This is a genomic window from Clostridium sp. MCC345 (assembly GCF_018785345.1).
GTDB lineage: Bacteria > Bacillota > Clostridia > Lachnospirales > Anaerotignaceae > Anaerotignum_A > Anaerotignum_A faecicola.
Genome location: NZ_WQPP01000019.1, coordinates 1 through 15267, shown reverse-complemented (window position 1 = coordinate 15267; position 15267 = coordinate 1). Strand labels below are relative to the sequence as shown.

Here is a 15267-nt window from a genome sequence, read left to right as displayed (position 1 = left end):
AACCAAAGCACAAAATATATGTGGTGAATAAATCCACCACTTATACTTCATTCTTTTTCTTACTTTTTCTTTCACTCTACCTCAATGGCCTCTGCCAGATGATTGTCGATATTATAGCGACCATCCTTGATGGATACCACACAGCCACCCTTTACACGCCTTACAACTGTAATAGGTTCGCCTGCATAGCAGCCCAAAGAAAAAAGAAATGCATCCATTTCTTCATCATCTGTCACAATCGCCTTGACGATATGTTCTGTGCCTTCTTGCACATGTGTCAGGTTCATTGGATCCTCTCCTTCTTTTGTTAGTTATAACTAATTTAATTAGAGTTTACCATGACTAATTTTCTCTGTCAACCCCTTCTTATTGAGAAAAAATGTTTATTTGTGAAAAATTGCAAATTTTTTCCGCCTGCTTTTCCGTAAAAAAAAGAAGTGCACAGAGGAAAGAAAAATACCCTTCTTTTCCTCTTGCACTTATCCCATAGAAATACGCTGAAAAGAAAATTTCGCCAAAAATTTTTCTATTTTTTCTTCTCACAGTGGCTACAGTCTCCACCGCAGCCGCCACAGCCCTGATTCCTTTTCAAATGCCGCACTGCCGCAAGGATGCCGACTGCAATTCCTGCAAGAATGAGGTAATCCAAAATTCCCATGCGCCTTCCTCCTCAGAACAACAGGCAAAGGCCCTGATATACCAAAAAGGCAGCTGCCCACGCAACCACGCACTGCAGCACCACGACACAGCCTGCCAACACACCACTGCCCAGCTCTCTCTTTACTGCCGCAATCGCCGCCATGCAGGGGGTATATAATAAGGTAAAAACAAGAAAGCTGATCGCAGAAAGCGGCGTAAACAATCCTGTCAATGCCGTTCCCAAGGTCTCCATGGAGGTTCCTGTCAGAACGCCCAAGGTGCTGACCACCGCCTCCTTTGCGGAAAAGCCTGTAATGAGTGCTGTGGGAATCCGCCAATCATCAAAGCCAAGTGGTGCAAAAATGGGTGCCAGCCAATGCCCCATCATGGCAAGCAGGCTATCTGCACTATCCGCCACCACATTCAGACGGCTGTCAAAGCTTTGCAGGAACCAGATTAACACGGTTGCCACAAAGATAATCGTAAACGCCCTTTGCAGGAAATCCTTCGCCTTATCCCACATGAGAAGGAACACGCTTTTTGCGGAAGGGAAACGATAATTCGGCAGCTCCATAACGAAGGGAACCGGATTCCCTCTGAAAACGGTTTTGCCAATCAGCAATGCCATCAGAATTCCGACAAGCATCCCTGCGGCATACAAGCCAATCATCACCAGTGCCGCACGCTGCGGGAAAAATGCCGCTGCAAAGACCGCATAAATGGGAATCTTTGCGGAGCAGCTCATAAACGGCGTAAGCAGAATCGTCATGCGTCTGTCTCTGTCCGAGGAAAGGGTACGCGTTGCCATAACGGCAGGAACGGTACAGCCAAAGCCAACCAGAAGCGGCACAATGCTTCTGCCGGAAAGACCGATTTTTCGCAGCAGCTTGTCCATCACAAAGGCAATCCGTGCCATATAGCCGGTATCCTCCAGAATAGAAAGGAAGAAAAACAGCACCACAATAATCGGCAGAAAGCTTAGCACACTGCCCACACCTGCAAACACACCATCAATCAGCAGGCTATGTACCACAGGGTTAATGCCGTAAGCCGTCAGCGCCTTATCCACCACTGCCGTTACCCAATCAATGCCTGCCGCCAGAAGGTCGCTCAAAAACGCCCCGAATACGTTAAAGGTCAGATAAAACACCAGAAACATCACAACAATAAAAATCGGAATCGCAAGGTATTTATTCGTCAGCACGCTGTCGATTTTTACACTCCGCAGATGCTCCTTGCTCTCCTGCGGCTTAATCACCGTTGCGGCACAGACCTTCTCGATGAAATCATACCGCATGTCTGCCAGAGCGGCATTCCTATCCATGCCATGCTCCTCCTCCATCTGGATGATGCTGTGCTCAATCAACTCCAATTCATTTTGGTCAAGGCTCAGCTTTTCGGCAATCGAGGGATCTCCCTCAATCAGCTTTGTTGCGGCAAAGCGGACAGAAATGCCTGCCTTTTCCGCATGATCCTCAATCTGATGGCAGACAGAATGGATACAACGATGCACAGGGCCAGAGGGGCAAAAATCATAAATCTGCGGATATTGCCTGTTCCTTGCAACATGGAGCGCCGTTTGCAGCAGCTCCTCAATCCCTTCATTTTTAATCGCACTGATGGGAACAACGGGAATCCCCAGCTCCTCACTCATGCGGCTGATATCCACTGTGCCGCCATTATTACGCATTTCATCCATCATATTCAGCGCCAAAACCATGGGGATGTTCATCTCAATCAGCTGCAGGGTCAGATAAAGATTTCTCTCGATATTGGTTGCATCTACGATATTGATAATGCCATCGGGCTTTTCATTCAGAATAAAATCTCTGGTAACGATTTCCTCACTGGTATAGGGACGGATGGAATAGATTCCCGGCAAATCCACCACCGAGCAATCCTTCTGCCCGCGGATTTCACCGATTTTCTGATCTACCGTTACCCCGGGGAAATTGCCGACATGCTGATTGGAGCCTGTCAGCTGGTTAAATAGGGTCGTTTTGCCGCAGTTCTGATTGCCTGCCAATGCAAAAATCATGCGGGTTCTCCCTCCTTCACTTCAATATTCTTCGCATCCTCAATACGGATGGTCAGAGTATATCCACGCAGACGCAGCTCGATGGGATCTCCCATCGGCGCTACCTTTGTAATTACAATTTTCGTTTTGGGAATCAGCCCCATATCCAACAGACGGCAGCGCAGCGCACCTGCTCCGCCTACCTTCGTAATAACAGCCGCTTTCCCGACAGGAAGCTCATTTAATGTCATAAAATTCCTCGATTCCATATCTAATGATAATTTTTCTCAATTTTCTAAGACTGAGTATATCATGGCTAACTTTTTCTGTCAATGAAGCAAAAGCACCGAGATCAACAGACCTCGGTGTTTTTTGCTGTTCGTAATTAAATTTTATGATAAAAGCTCCTCAAGGTTTCCTTCTTTATAGCCTGTGACCTCTTTCATCAGGCTTTGGAGACTTTTGTTCTCCTGCCGCAAAGCATCCATCCGTACATCTGCCGCAATTTCGCCATTTTTCAAAATCAATGCGCGGTCGATGAAATTTTCGATTTCATCAATCTCATGGGTGGTAATGAAAATGGTTTCCTCGCCTGTCAGGCTGCCTGCCAATGCCTGCATGAAATCCTGTCTGGTGAACATATCCTTCCCGATAAAGGGTTCATCCATAATAAGGATATGCGCCTTTTTCGCCATGCCTGCGGCAACCTCGGCTTTTGCCTTCTGCCCCTTGGACATCTTCTTGATTGGCTTTTCCTCTAAGCCGAAGAAATGCAGGAGCTTTTCATAATACGCCATATCAAAGGAGGGGTAGAAGTCCGCCAGAAAAGCACCATATTCCCTTGGGGTTAAATCCTTCAGATAGGTGCCGGCTTCGCTGATGAAGGCGATTTCTGCATTACATTCCCGAATTGGCTTGCCATTGAGCCAAACACCGCGTTCCGGCTCCTTCTCTCTGGGTCGGGGCGGCAAAAGCCCTGCCAGAACTTTCAGTAAGGTTGTCTTGCCGACACCATTCGCGCCCAGAACCCCGACAATCTCGCCCTTCTCTACGGAGAAGGAAATATCCTTCAGCACAAACTCTCCCCATTGCTCATAAGAAAACCAGATATGCTTTACTTCAATCATATTTCCGCCCCCTTTCTTAAAAATCCACCTCGAAGCTCTCCACCTCTTGACCTACTACCCAGCTTGTTTGCTTCGCAGTGCCGTCAACAGGCAAAAGCATTTTGAAGTATCTCTTTTTTACGCCAATACTGCTATATCTTATCCAGCTTTCTTCATCCCTTCTTTCGGTCAGCGGCTTTTCTCTCTGCCCGATATTGATTGCATAAAGCTCTCCATTATAATCCTCAACGAAATCTGTTTTCAGTTTGCCACGATAGAGCAGTTCATTTGTTTTTGCATCCGTCACTGTAATCTCATACCCATCCATCATATATCCGAAATAATCTGCCGCAATATGCTCCGGCTTCGTGCCATACAGCTTCAGCACCTTTCCATCCTGCACATCTACATATTCCGCACTGCCGTCTATCGCAATCTGTGCAATGGCTTTCTCCTGCACAACGAAGCATTTTGTGCCTTCTACCCGTTGATGAACCGTACCGTCCTCATCCTCTTGGAAGGTTTTGCTCAGATTCAGCCAAAGCACCAAGCCATCCGCACGCTGCAGCATATTGACAAAGTCAATATTATATTCCGATACCTTCTGCACGCCTGTTTCCAGACGGTCAAGCAGTTTGCCTTCGGTGTCATACAATTCCAGAATCAGTGCGTCCTGCTCCGTTCTTGCCAGAAGGAGCTGATTATCGCCTGCCTTTTCCAGTGAAAGAATGCGATTTTCGGCATTGACGGAAAAGGTCTGCAATGACTCTGCCTTGCCATACTGCTTTGTGGAATAGAGTGCATCCTCGCCGCTATAGGGAATATCTGCCATACCATCCTTCGGGATACGGAAAATCGAAACCTCGCCCTGCCCATCTGCACCCGTTTGAGGAATGGCATACCACGCATCATCCATCTTTACGGTACAAAGGATAACCTCATTCCTGCCGTCAAACCAAGAGGATTGATATGTTGTATCTCCCTCCTTTACCTTCGCAGCCTGATATTCCCCACCTTTTAATTGCAAGCCTGTAAAGAAACGGGTTTCTCCGCCGGTATAATTTTTGACTTTGCCGTAAACATCCAATGCATCGGCAGTCACGCCCTGTACGGTATCCCCATCGAAATATTCTCCGAGATATTCTCTGGCACTCTCCGATAAATCCTCCAGACCGGAAAGCCTGCGGACATTGGCATCCTTGGATGGTGCAAACTCTGTATCCGAAAAATACTCAGAACGCGCCAAACTTCTTTTTTTGAAATATCTGCTGATACCCTTGCTTCCGTCCCGCTCCTGTCGGATGATATAACGCATTTCATCATTTGTAGCGGCATAGTATTTTGTTTTCAGCTCGCCATTCTGCCAGATATAGTAAATCTGTCCGTTATCATCCCCTGCAAGCCCTTCAAAGGCAAAGGCATTGAGAGCGGTTCTGTCGCCTTCGATATCCTCAAGGGCGAATACGCCGTTATCCTTCGCCGCAAACATATAGCCCCAGAAAACCACAACCGCAAGAGCGGCGCAAAGAATGGCTTCCAATACACGATTTCGTTTTTTCATATTGCACCCCTCCTTATAAATCGGTTCGCTTGCCGAGCTTCTGCACGATGGAATCCTGCCACCAGATTGCCGCCACTAAGGCGATTATGCCGAGAATCAGCTGTCTGCCAATGGGTGGATTTGCATAAAATGGGTTGAGAGATTTGACGACATCATGCAGATACAGATAGCCGCCGCACAGAAGCATCGCACTACTGCCAAGCACAGCGGTCACTTTGTTTTCCGTACAAAAGCCTGCGAAGAAAATGCCTGTGAAGATTAAGGCAAAGCCGCCCAGCGCAGGCACAACCCTCCAGAAAGAGGAAGGAAAGACCATATCCAGAAAGGTGCTTCTGTGGAATGCGAGAAACAGCCCATTCGTCCGGGAAGCATCCAAGCCTGTGACGATATTATCACGCGTCAGAACGAAAATTTCCTTTGCCGCCTGCATTTTATAAAAGGACATCAGCGGAAAATACGCCGCCACCATAAGCACCAGCCACAAAAGATAATACAACGCGACTGCCGCCGCCGCGGAAAGCACGAAGGCAAGATAGACCTCATGCCGCTTCATGGGCAGAAGAAGCATGGTATAAATCCCCTTGCCGTTTGTGGAAAAGCCTTTGATCTGCACGAAAATCCCAATCAGAATCAAAACCAGACCAAGCGCGAACAAAATCGGCAACAGGCTATGGTCAATCACCATATCGTAAGAACGAAACACCTTGGGATAATAATCATAATCCTTCGCCGTTCCTGTCGGCACTGCGGCGGCGAACAAAAAGCACACCGCTAAAATCATGCTGACCAAGGTGACAACCTTCGTCCATTTCTGCCACAGCCAGCCATACAGATAATTACTCAGCTTCCATACATTTTTCATACCTCGTCCCCCCATTCTTCCTGCAACAGCTCCGTTACTGTCTGCAATGTCAGTCCGTTTTCCTTTGCCTGCGCGACAAAATCCGCCACCAAGCCTGCCGTCAGCTCGCGCCGCAGTCTTGCGAAAACAGCATCATCCCAATGAATGACGCTGACGGCATGGGGCGGTGTTTCTATAATTTTTTCCTCCTCCATGAGCCGGAACGCCTTCTGTACCGTATTGGGATTGATTTTTAAAATTGCCGCAAGCTCTCTGCGCGAGGGAAGGGATTCGCCCTTTTCCGCCGCTCCTGTGAAAATCTGCCGCTTTACGAAGGAAACAATCTGCACATAGACCGGTTCTGTGGTATTCAATTCCAGCTTTCTGAAATCAAGCACAGGTTTTCCTCCTTTCAACTGTATTACCTGAGTCATACACTTCTTAACTGTATTATAGCTATAATACACTTATTCGTCAATGGATTTCAGAAAATTGTAAGAATTTTGCACAGAAAAAAGGACTTGGAAATTCCAAGTCCCTTTGATTTATTCCTGTTCAAATATCACCGTAATACAGGAAATGTGCCAATCCTCTTCTGTATATGCCTGCCAGCCCATTTCCAGAAATTCCTTTGGATTTTTCCACAAATCCCCATGAAATTCCTCATAGCAATACACAGCATCCATCTGGTACAAAAGCGGTATCGGCTGTCCGTATACAACCGCGCCGCCATCTGTCCAGTAAATGCGCCGTTCCGAGGGCATGGTAGCAATGCTTCTTTCGACAGGTGCGAAATTGCCGCTTTCCGCCTTTTGGAACGCATCATCCGCTACTGCAACATTGTATCCATCTCGGATGTCATTCCCGACGGAAAGTGCGAAGCTTGCCTTGCTTTTCTCGTGCATCAACTCCTCGGGCGTGCCGATTGGCTCCCATGCTCCATCCTTTGTCAGGCTCCACGTTTGGAAGGTTGCCTGCTTGATTGGCTCTCTCCCCTGAAAATCGTAGAATTTTCCGTTCCAATTCAGAATATGCAGTACATTTTCCGTTTGCGTTTTGAGTTTTTTTGGCGTTAGCGTCATGGATGCTTCTCCTGCACAGCCTGTCAGCAGAAGCAGGCTCAGGCAAAGCAACAGTTTCCTTTTCATACGGGCAGCCCTCCTTTTTTTCAGCATACCAATAAAGGGAAGCACCGTCAATCTCATTTATAAAATTGTAAGAATTTTGCACAGAAAAAAGGACTTGGAAATTCCAAGTCCCTGTAATTTTTGTTTTTTATTCAACTGTAACGGATTTTGCCAGATTTCTGGGTTTATCCACATCACAGCCGCGTTCCACTGCGATATAATATGCGAACAGCTGCATGGGCAATACGTCATAGGATGCGGTAAAGAGATGATTTACCTTCGGCAGATAAACCACTTCATCGGCTACATCCTCGATGGCGGTGCAATCCTCTGCGGCAATTGCCAGCACCTTTGCGCCTCTCGCCTTGACTTCCTTCACGTTGCTGACGGTTTTCTCCAGCAGGCTTTCCTGTGTTGCGATGGCAACCACCAGTGTACCATCCTCAATCAGAGAAATGGTGCCATGCTTGAGTTCCCCTGCGGCATAGGCTTCGCTATGGATATAGGAAATTTCCTTCAGCTTCAGAGAGGATTCCATTGCGACTGCATAGTCCAGACCACGTCCGATGATGAAGGCATTTTCGCATTTTGCATATTTCTTTGCGATTTCCGCCATTCTTGCATCTACCTTCAGCACCTCTGCTGTTTTTTCGGGCAAATCATGCAGCTCCTTCACTGCCGCGGTATAGGCTACTTCTGTCATTGTGCCGCGCACCTTTGCGAAATACAGCGCAATCAGATACAGCACAGACATCTGTGTGGTATAGCCCTTTGTGGTTGCAACGGCGATTTCGGGGCCTGCCCAGGTATAAATCACATCATCGCTTTCTCTGGCAATGGAGCTGCCTACCACATTGACAATCGCAAGCACCTTTACGCCCTGCTTCTTTGCTTCGCGCAGTGCCGCAAGGGTATCTGCGGTTTCGCCGCTCTGGCTGATGATGATGCAGAGGTCATTTTTCGCAAGGATAGGGTTTCTGTATCTGAATTCGGATGCGATATCCACCTCAACGGGGATACGGCAGGTTTCTTCAATGACATATCTGCCGACAACCCCTGCGTGCATGGCACTGCCGCAGGCAACAATATGAATTCGTCCGCAGTTTTTGATTTCTTCCTCTGTCAGAGAAACATCCTCCAGATGGATGCCGCTTTCGGTCACTCTGGGCTGAATGGTCTTTTTCAGCGCTTCGGGCTGCTCCATGATTTCCTTCATCATGAAATAATCATAGCCGCCCTTTTCTGCTGCCGCGATATCCCATGTGACATGATAAACCTCTTTCTTAATTTCCTTGCCGTCTATATCATACAGCTTTACGCCGTCATTTTTCAGCACGGCAATTTCATTTGTTTCCAATAAATAATAATCTCTGGTGTATTCCAGCAGGGCGGGAATATCGGATGCGATATAGTTTTCGCCTTTGCCCAGACCAATCAGCAGAGGGCAGTCCTTTCTGACTGCAACCAATGTATCGGGATGATCCGTACACATAATGCCCAGAGCGTATGCGCCGCGGATTTTTTCCAGCAGCTTTCTTGTAGTGGAGACCATATCCCCATCATATAAATCCTCAAAAAGCTGTGCCACCACTTCCGTATCCGTTTCGGATTTGAAGGTATAGCCCTTTTCGATGAGCATATTTTTCAGCTCCAGATAATTTTCAATGATACCATTGTGTACCACGGAAATTTTGCCGTTCTGGCTATTATGGGGATGGCTGTTTATTTCATTGGGCACGCCATGGGTTGCCCAACGGGTATGCCCGATGCCGATATGAGAGGATTTTTTATCATCCTTCTCCACCTTTTCTCTGAGACCTGCCAGCTTCCCCTTTACCTTGATGGTATGAATCCCATCATGATAAACGGAAATACCGGCAGAGTCATACCCACGATATTCCAATTTGGACAGACCGTTCAGCAATACGGGAACAGCCTGATTTTCACCAATATATCCTACGATTCCGCACATAAATTTCAACCTCCAACATTTTATTCGTTCGTTGCCTTTCTTTTGTCGGGAGCGTTGACCGCTCTGTTTTGTAAAAAGGCCTGCGACCCTGAACGAAAGGGCGAGGAGCATCCGCCGAATTTTCGATATGGAAAGCAAAAAAATACTTAAAATGCTCTCTGCACTCCTGCCTCGTCAGCCGCCCAATCTGCGGCTCTGGCGCTTAAAAACTCTTTTAACCTTCCTTTCCTTTTATACTGACCGATTGGCAGCCCTTGCCGAATTATGTGGTATACATAGTTCGACATGATATTATAGCATTTTTTCCTTCTGTGGTAAAGCCCTTTTCTTATCTTATGCGGCGTTCGCCCGTCCCTGTGTACGAAAAAAGACAGAATCTTTATAAATTTGAAAGACTTTTGTTATGGAAATTTTAAAAAAATACGTTATACTATAAATACAAAGAATTCCGAAAAAAGGATATTGCCGAAAAGGAGGAATATAAAAATGAAAAAATTACTGGCACTTTTCCTTGCCTGTACGATGGTGCTTGGCTTAGCATCCTGCAAGGAGCAGGATGAGGAAGAAAAAAACACCCTTACCGCAGAGGAAACGGTAGCGACCATGCAGGACCCCATTGACGCACTGGCACGGTGCATGGTGGAAAATAATTTGGAATACAACCCCGAAGATCCCAATTTCTTCTGGACCGCACTGTATTATTTTGCAGGCGGCTATGGTCTGAAGCATGAGGGTGTAGAGGAATTAACGGATACATATCAGCTAAAGGTTCCTTCTACTGTAATGGAGGAATATGCGATTGCGCTGTTCAGCGACTACAAGGGACTGCCGGAGCTGCCCGAAATCATGCAGGGCAATGTTTCCTACGATGAGAATGCAGATGCATATCTGCTTTCCGAAGGGGATATCGGCCTTTCCGAAACAAAGCTTGGTGATATCAAGGAAACCAAGGACGGCTATACGCTGGTTGCAGAGCTGACCGGCACGGATGAAGAGGAGGAATTGATTGCATCCTTTGATGTTACACTGATTCGCAACACCTTTGCGGATGAAATCGAAAATCCCCTGTATCTGTGCAGCGTTTCTTCCATGAAGATGACACAGAAAGAGGGTGCGGATGTTTCCGAAGGCGGCACAGCAACACTGATTCCCGACGAAACCATCACGGCAACCTTCAACGGACTTTCCGATGCACATACTGCGGAAATGACGCTTTCCGAAGGCGATATTCGTGCATTTCAGTTTGATGCGGAATCTGCCGCAGGCAAAATCATCAGCGGTCTGAATGAAGGCGACGTTGTAACCTTCGGCTATATCGTGGATAAGCGCAACGGCTCTTATGTGATTGTAAGCGCGGAATAAGGAATTTACGTCGAAAGCGGAGCTTTCGACCCGAAAAACAGAAAATACCACATTCACAAACGCGAATGTGGTATTTTTTTATTTCATCCAGCCATATTTTTCTGCAATTTTTTCTGCGACAAAAATGCCATCCACTGCCGCGGAGACAATGCCGCCTGCATAGCCTGCGCCCTCACCGGCAGGGTAAATGCCCTGCTTGCAAAGGCTCATGCCTGTTTTATCGCGCAGAATACGAATCGGGGAGGAGCTGCGGCTTTCCACCGCCGTCAGAACCGCATCCGCGCGGTCAAAGCCCTTGAGCTTTCTGCCCATGGCAGGCAGAGCTTCCCGCAGGGCTTCTGTCATGAAGGCAGGAAAAATCTCATCCAGACTGCTTTCCCTTACGGCAGGACGATAGGTTGCTGTGACCTCTGCGGCTTCGACTTTTCCTTTGCCCAGAAAGCTGCCGACCGTCTGCACAGGTGCGGTATAGCTGCCGCCGCCTGCCAGAAATGCCTTTTCCTCCAATTCCCGTTGGAAAAGCATCCCTGCCAAAGGGTGATCACTCCCGAAATCCTCAGGGAAAATCTGCACCAGTAAGGCAGAATTTGCATTCCTCCCATCTCTGGCATGCTCACTCATGCCATTGACGGCAAGCCTGCCTTCCTCGGACGCCGCCGCCACCACATAGCCGCCGGGACACATACAGAAGGTATAGACACCGCGGTTTTTCTGCGTAGTATAGGTCAGGCGATAATCCGCCGCAGGCAGAAGTGCTGCTGCATCACCATACTGCACGGCATCAATCATAGCCTGGGGATGCTCAATCCGCACGCCCATGGCAAATGGCTTCTGCTCCAGTGCAAATTTTTCTTCATATAATAAGGTAAACGTATCCCTTGCGCTATGCCCCAAGGCAAGCACAACGTCCTCTGCTTCGATTTTCTCTCCATTTTGCAGGAAAACCGCCTGCACGCGGTCATTCTCCCACTGAAAGCCTGTCACTTTGGCGAAGAAGCGCACCTCGCCGCCCAGAGAAATGATTTTTTCCCGAAGCTGCTTTACCACGCCGCGCAGCAAATCCGTCCCGATATGCGGCTTGGCATCATAAAGGATTTCCTCGGGCGCGCCTGCGTCCACCATTTCCTCCAGAACCTTGCGGCAACGGGGGTCTTTGATGCGCGTGGTCAGCTTGCCATCGGAAAAGGTGCCTGCGCCGCCCTCGCCAAACTGCACGTTGCTGTCCACATCCAGCTTGCCTGTTTGCCAAAAGGTATCGACCGCCTGCTTGCGGCTGTCCACATCACCGCCACGCTCCAGTACAATAGGCTTTAAGCCCATTTCCGCCAGAAGCAAGGCAGCAAACATGCCCGCAGGCCCAAAGCCAACCACAACGGGACGCTTTGACGGGCGATTTTCCCCCTTCGGCAGATGATACGCCAAATCGGGTGTTTTGGAAATGTGTTTATCCTTATTTTTTTCCAGAATTTTATTCTCGTTCTTCACTTCTGCATCTACCACATAAGCATAATGGATATTATCCTTTTTTCTGGCATCCAGAGAACGCTTGAAAATACGGTATGCCTTGATTTCCTCCACAGGCACGCGCAGCGCCTTTGCCAGCTTCTTTTCCAAAGCCCTTTGATTGCCTGTCACAGGCAGTTTCAATTCAGATACACGAATCATGCTTCGCTGCCGCCTTTCCAATCCTCATAAAATACCTCGCGCAAAAAAAGTCCGCGGCTGGGTGCCGTAAAGCCTGCCTGTTCTCGGCTTTTTGCCAGTAAAATCTGCTCTGTTTCATCTGCGTTTTTCTTTCCCTCGCCAACCTCGATGAGCGTTCCCACAAGGATGCGCACCATCTGGTAGAGAAAGCCGTTGCCGTAAAAATGCAGGGTCAGCTTATTCTCTGTTTCCTCGAACACGATATCATAAATCGTGCGGACGGTTGATTTTTTCATTCTTTTATTGGCACAGAAGCTTTTGAAATCATGCGTGCCAATGAAGGCTGCCGCCGCCTGCCGCATTGCCTGAACATCAAGCGTTTCCGTACAACGGAAGGTATATTTTCGCTCAAACACAGGCGAATGCTTGCCAATCCAGATGGAATAGGAATAATGCTTCGCCTTTGCGCTGAGTCTGCTGTGGAAACGAGGAGGCATTTCCGCGACGGAAACCGCCGCGATATCCTCGGGCAGCTTCGCATTGAAGGCATCCAAAAGCTGTTCGGCTGTGCCGTTCCAGTTAATGCGGAAATTCATGACCTGCCCTGTGGCGTGCGTGCCTGCGTCCGTTCTGCCGGAGCCGAAAACCTCTGTTTCCACGCCGCTGATTTCCTGTAGGATGCGTTCCAGCTTTTCCTGTATGGTGTTTTCCGTATTGCCCTGCTTCTGCCAGCCGTTATAGCGCGTACCATCATACGCCAGAACCATTTTATAATTCTTCATAGCTGTCCCTTACTGCTGCAGCACATGCAGAACACTGGGAACAAACTGTTTCTTTCTGGAAACCAGACCGGGCACGTGTACCCAGTTCTCCTCAGGCTCGCCAAATGCGGTTTCCACCAGTTCCTTCGCGCCCTCGCCTGCGAATACCAGATCGGAGGATTCTGTCAGGATATTTGTCAGCAGGAAGAACAGCATTTCACCTTCCTTGACTGCGCCTTCCATATAAGCCGCAATTTTAGGACGCAGCTGCTCCAGCTCTGTCTTATCCATGGAAGAAATCTGCCCTGCGCCAAAGTTTTTATCGTTGCCGCTGAATTTTTTGAAGTCCTGATAGAAAATTTCTTCGGGTGTTTTATCTGCAAGGCTGCTGCCGGCGCGGAACATTTTTTCTGCATGCTCCTGAATTTCAATACCTGCGATTTTCGCCAGCTCCTCTGCCGCCTTTTTATCCTTCGGGGTGCAGGTAGGGGAACGGAACATCAGCGTATCGGAAATGATTGCGGAGCAAAGCAGCCCTGCGATTTTCTTATCCACTTCCACGTTATTTTCCTGATACAGGTCATAAATAATCGTACCTGTGCAGCCTACAGGCTGATTGCGGAAAAATACGGGCAACGCCGTTTCCATACTACCCAGTCTGTGATGGTCGATAATTTCCAAAATTTCTGCCTCATCAATGCCATCAACCGCCTGCCCCTTCTCATTATGGTCAACCAGTATTATTTTCTTATTATCCATATTCAGCAGGGAGCGTCTGGAAAGCATACCGCAATACTTCCCATCTCTATCCAGAACAGGGAAATCTCTGTGGCGGATTTTTGCCAATGTATCACGGATGTCGCTGATGAAATCCTCTCTGCTGAAGGTAATCAGATGATCCTTTTTCATAAAATAACGCACGGGTGCAGACTGAGAAATCAGTCTTGCTACCATCAGGGTATCATGCGGTGTGCTGATGATTTTGCAGTTATTTTCCTTTGCCAGCTTCTGAATTGTCTTAGAAATAGGTGCGCCAGTACAAACCACGATGCAGCCTGCGTTCATCTCGATACCGCAAAGCTGATTTTCAAAACGGTTCCCGGTCAGAAGCATATCGCCATCTTCTACATAGTTTTCCAGCAGATCAGGATTTGCCGCACCAATCAGAATTTTCCCCTTTGTAATTTCTTCCTCGGAATCGCCGACAATCATTGTACCATCAATCGCATCCAGAACATTCGTATATTTTGTGTGGGATATTGCCAGAATCCGTGTTTCGTAGATGTCCATATTCGCCGTTGCGATATCCTTAACGGAAATAATGCCCTCCAGCACACCATCGTTTACAATGGGCATGGTGGATTCACGCAGGTCTCTCATTTTATTCCACGCATTTTTCAGGGAAATACCCTCATTCAAGGAGGGAGTGGGCTTAATCTCCACATCCTTCACCTGTGTGCCGACATGACCGATAAATTCAGGCGTTTCCACATCGAAAAAATCCAGCACGTACTTTGTTTCGTTGTTAACCTCGCCTGCTCTTTTCGGTACAAATACACCATCATCCGTTTTATTTTTCAACGCTGCATAGGCAATCGCAGAGCAGATGGAATCTGTATCCGGATTTTTATGCCCAATGACAAATACCTTCTTTTCCTTTAACATTCTTATTCCTCCCTAAAAATTTCTACTCTTCATATTGGAATTTCCAATATTTAACCAAGTTTAGTATATCCTATAAAACAGCAGAAGGAAAGCAAAAACCTGATTTTCGTGAACTTGCCTACTTCGCCAGTCTTTTTGTATACAGAATACGGTAATTATAAACATTCTGTCGTTCTTTTGTTATTCTCTTACATAAAAAATGTCCTGATTGGAAAATCAGGACTCAAGAGGTGCCACCCGGATTTGAACCGGGGGTAGAGGTGTTGCAGACCTTTGCCTTACCACTTGGCTATGGCACCATATTCAACTGTTGTTTATAAGTATACTCTCCTTTTTGGGTTTCGTCAATCCTTTTTTCTTTTCCCAACAATCTGCTTTTGTGCAAAAGAAAAAGCCTCGGTTGAAAGCCGAGGCTTGCGAGGCGCCACCCGGATTTGAACCGGGGATAGAGGTGTTGCAGACCTTTGCCTTACCACTTGGCTATGGCGCCAGATGATCCGTGCGGGATTCGAACCCGCGTTACCGCCGTGAAAGGGCGGTGTCTTAACCCCTTGACCAACGGACCATAGAAA

14 protein-coding genes and 3 tRNA genes are annotated in these 15267 nt (G+C 47.7%); 1 reads left to right on the top strand and 16 read right to left on the bottom strand.

The features are described 5' to 3' along the window. Positions 1–71: 71 nt before the first annotated feature. The 10 genes from GPK49_RS05710 to glmS all read right to left on the bottom strand — a co-directional run bounded on the left by GPK49_RS05710 (position 72) and on the right by glmS (position 9263). Complete coding sequence (locus GPK49_RS05710; protein WP_016406941.1) at positions 72–287, bottom strand: FeoA family protein; 216 nt, start codon at positions 285–287, stop codon at positions 72–74. A 239-nt stretch (positions 288–526) separates the two neighbouring features. Next, entirely contained in the window at positions 527–658 is a 132-nt protein-coding gene (locus GPK49_RS05705) for a FeoB-associated Cys-rich membrane protein (protein WP_118582991.1), read from the bottom strand. Positions 659–670: 12 nt separating this feature from the next. Further along, the gene (gene feoB, locus GPK49_RS05700) at positions 671–2677 is read right to left on the bottom strand and encodes a ferrous iron transport protein B (RefSeq protein ID WP_215676993.1); all 2007 of its coding nucleotides are present in this window, start codon (positions 2675–2677) and stop codon (positions 671–673) included. After that, the gene (locus GPK49_RS05695; RefSeq protein ID WP_215676992.1) at positions 2674–2907 is read right to left on the bottom strand and encodes a FeoA family protein; all 234 of its coding nucleotides are present in this window, start codon (positions 2905–2907) and stop codon (positions 2674–2676) included. The genes feoB and GPK49_RS05695 overlap by 4 nt, the downstream gene beginning before the upstream one ends. 141 nt (positions 2908–3048) lie before the next feature. Further along, positions 3049–3783, bottom strand: a complete 735-nt coding sequence (locus GPK49_RS05690) for an ATP-binding cassette domain-containing protein (protein ID WP_178274440.1) — start codon at positions 3781–3783, stop codon at positions 3049–3051. A gap of 16 nt (positions 3784–3799) precedes the next feature. After that, on the bottom strand, positions 3800–5323 hold the full coding sequence (locus GPK49_RS05685) for a hypothetical protein (protein ID WP_118583000.1): 1524 nt from the start codon (positions 5321–5323) through the stop codon (positions 3800–3802). A gap of 13 nt (positions 5324–5336) precedes the next feature. Continuing rightward, positions 5337–6185, bottom strand: coding sequence for a hypothetical protein (locus GPK49_RS05680; protein ID WP_215676991.1), 849 nt, complete (start codon positions 6183–6185; stop codon positions 5337–5339). Then, the gene (locus tag GPK49_RS05675; protein ID WP_118583006.1) at positions 6182–6562 is read right to left on the bottom strand and encodes a GntR family transcriptional regulator; all 381 of its coding nucleotides are present in this window, start codon (positions 6560–6562) and stop codon (positions 6182–6184) included. The genes GPK49_RS05680 and GPK49_RS05675 overlap by 4 nt, the downstream gene beginning before the upstream one ends. Positions 6563–6709: 147 nt before the next feature. Next, on the bottom strand, positions 6710–7312 hold the full coding sequence (locus GPK49_RS05670) for a hypothetical protein (protein WP_215676990.1): 603 nt from the start codon (positions 7310–7312) through the stop codon (positions 6710–6712). Between the two features lie 127 nt (positions 7313–7439). Further along, entirely contained in the window at positions 7440–9263 is a 1824-nt protein-coding gene (glmS, locus tag GPK49_RS05665) for a glutamine--fructose-6-phosphate transaminase (isomerizing) (protein ID WP_215676989.1), read from the bottom strand. A 486-nt stretch (positions 9264–9749) separates the two neighbouring features. On the opposite strand from glmS, the gene GPK49_RS05660 reads away from it, so the two are divergent. After that, positions 9750–10625, top strand: coding sequence for a hypothetical protein (locus GPK49_RS05660; protein WP_215676988.1), 876 nt, complete (start codon positions 9750–9752; stop codon positions 10623–10625). Positions 10626–10703: 78 nt separating this feature from the next. On the opposite strand, the gene GPK49_RS05655 is transcribed toward GPK49_RS05660, so the two are convergent. The 6 genes from GPK49_RS05655 to GPK49_RS05630 all read right to left on the bottom strand — a co-directional run bounded on the left by GPK49_RS05655 (position 10704) and on the right by GPK49_RS05630 (position 15260). Then, positions 10704–12290 (bottom strand): NAD(P)/FAD-dependent oxidoreductase, encoded by a 1587-nt coding sequence (locus tag GPK49_RS05655; protein ID WP_215676987.1) that lies wholly within the window; start codon positions 12288–12290, stop codon positions 10704–10706. Then, positions 12287–13051, bottom strand: a complete 765-nt coding sequence (gene truA, locus GPK49_RS05650; protein WP_215676986.1) for a tRNA pseudouridine(38-40) synthase TruA — start codon at positions 13049–13051, stop codon at positions 12287–12289. The genes GPK49_RS05655 and truA overlap by 4 nt, the downstream gene beginning before the upstream one ends. Positions 13052–13060: 9 nt before the next feature. Beyond that, the gene (locus tag GPK49_RS05645; RefSeq protein WP_016406953.1) at positions 13061–14695 is read right to left on the bottom strand and encodes a putative manganese-dependent inorganic diphosphatase; all 1635 of its coding nucleotides are present in this window, start codon (positions 14693–14695) and stop codon (positions 13061–13063) included. Between the two features lie 228 nt (positions 14696–14923). Then, positions 14924–14994, bottom strand: a tRNA-Cys gene (locus tag GPK49_RS05640). 120 nt (positions 14995–15114) lie between these two features. Continuing rightward, positions 15115–15185, bottom strand: a tRNA-Cys gene (locus GPK49_RS05635). Between the two features lie 3 nt (positions 15186–15188). Beyond that, positions 15189–15260 (bottom strand) — tRNA-Glu (locus tag GPK49_RS05630). Between the last annotated feature and the right edge of the window lie 7 nt (positions 15261–15267).

Excerpts from the sequence above, each read along its gene's own strand:
- GPK49_RS05685 (WP_118583000.1), bottom strand. The coding sequence starts at position 5,323 with ATGAAAAAACGAAATCGTGTATTGGAAGCCATTCTTTGCGCCGCTCTT.
- GPK49_RS05710 (WP_016406941.1), bottom strand. The coding sequence starts at position 287 with ATGAACCTGACACATGTGCAAGAAGGCACAGAACATATCGTCAAGGCG.
- truA (WP_215676986.1), bottom strand. The coding sequence starts at position 13,051 with ATGAAGAATTATAAAATGGTTCTGGCGTATGATGGTACGCGCTATAAC.
- GPK49_RS05695 (WP_215676992.1), bottom strand. The coding sequence starts at position 2,907 with ATGACATTAAATGAGCTTCCTGTCGGGAAAGCGGCTGTTATTACGAAG.
- GPK49_RS05645 (WP_016406953.1), bottom strand. The coding sequence starts at position 14,695 with ATGTTAAAGGAAAAGAAGGTATTTGTCATTGGGCATAAAAATCCGGAT.
- GPK49_RS05690 (WP_178274440.1), bottom strand. The coding sequence starts at position 3,783 with ATGATTGAAGTAAAGCATATCTGGTTTTCTTATGAGCAATGGGGAGAG.
- GPK49_RS05655 (WP_215676987.1), bottom strand. The coding sequence starts at position 12,290 with ATGATTCGTGTATCTGAATTGAAACTGCCTGTGACAGGCAATCAAAGG.
- feoB (WP_215676993.1), bottom strand. The coding sequence starts at position 2,677 with ATGATTTTTGCATTGGCAGGCAATCAGAACTGCGGCAAAACGACCCTA.
- GPK49_RS05670 (WP_215676990.1), bottom strand. The coding sequence starts at position 7,312 with ATGAAAAGGAAACTGTTGCTTTGCCTGAGCCTGCTTCTGCTGACAGGC.
- GPK49_RS05660 (WP_215676988.1), top strand. The coding sequence starts at position 9,750 with ATGAAAAAATTACTGGCACTTTTCCTTGCCTGTACGATGGTGCTTGGC.
- GPK49_RS05705 (WP_118582991.1), bottom strand. The coding sequence starts at position 658 with ATGGGAATTTTGGATTACCTCATTCTTGCAGGAATTGCAGTCGGCATC.
- glmS (WP_215676989.1), bottom strand. The coding sequence starts at position 9,263 with ATGTGCGGAATCGTAGGATATATTGGTGAAAATCAGGCTGTTCCCGTA.
- GPK49_RS05680 (WP_215676991.1), bottom strand. The coding sequence starts at position 6,185 with ATGAAAAATGTATGGAAGCTGAGTAATTATCTGTATGGCTGGCTGTGG.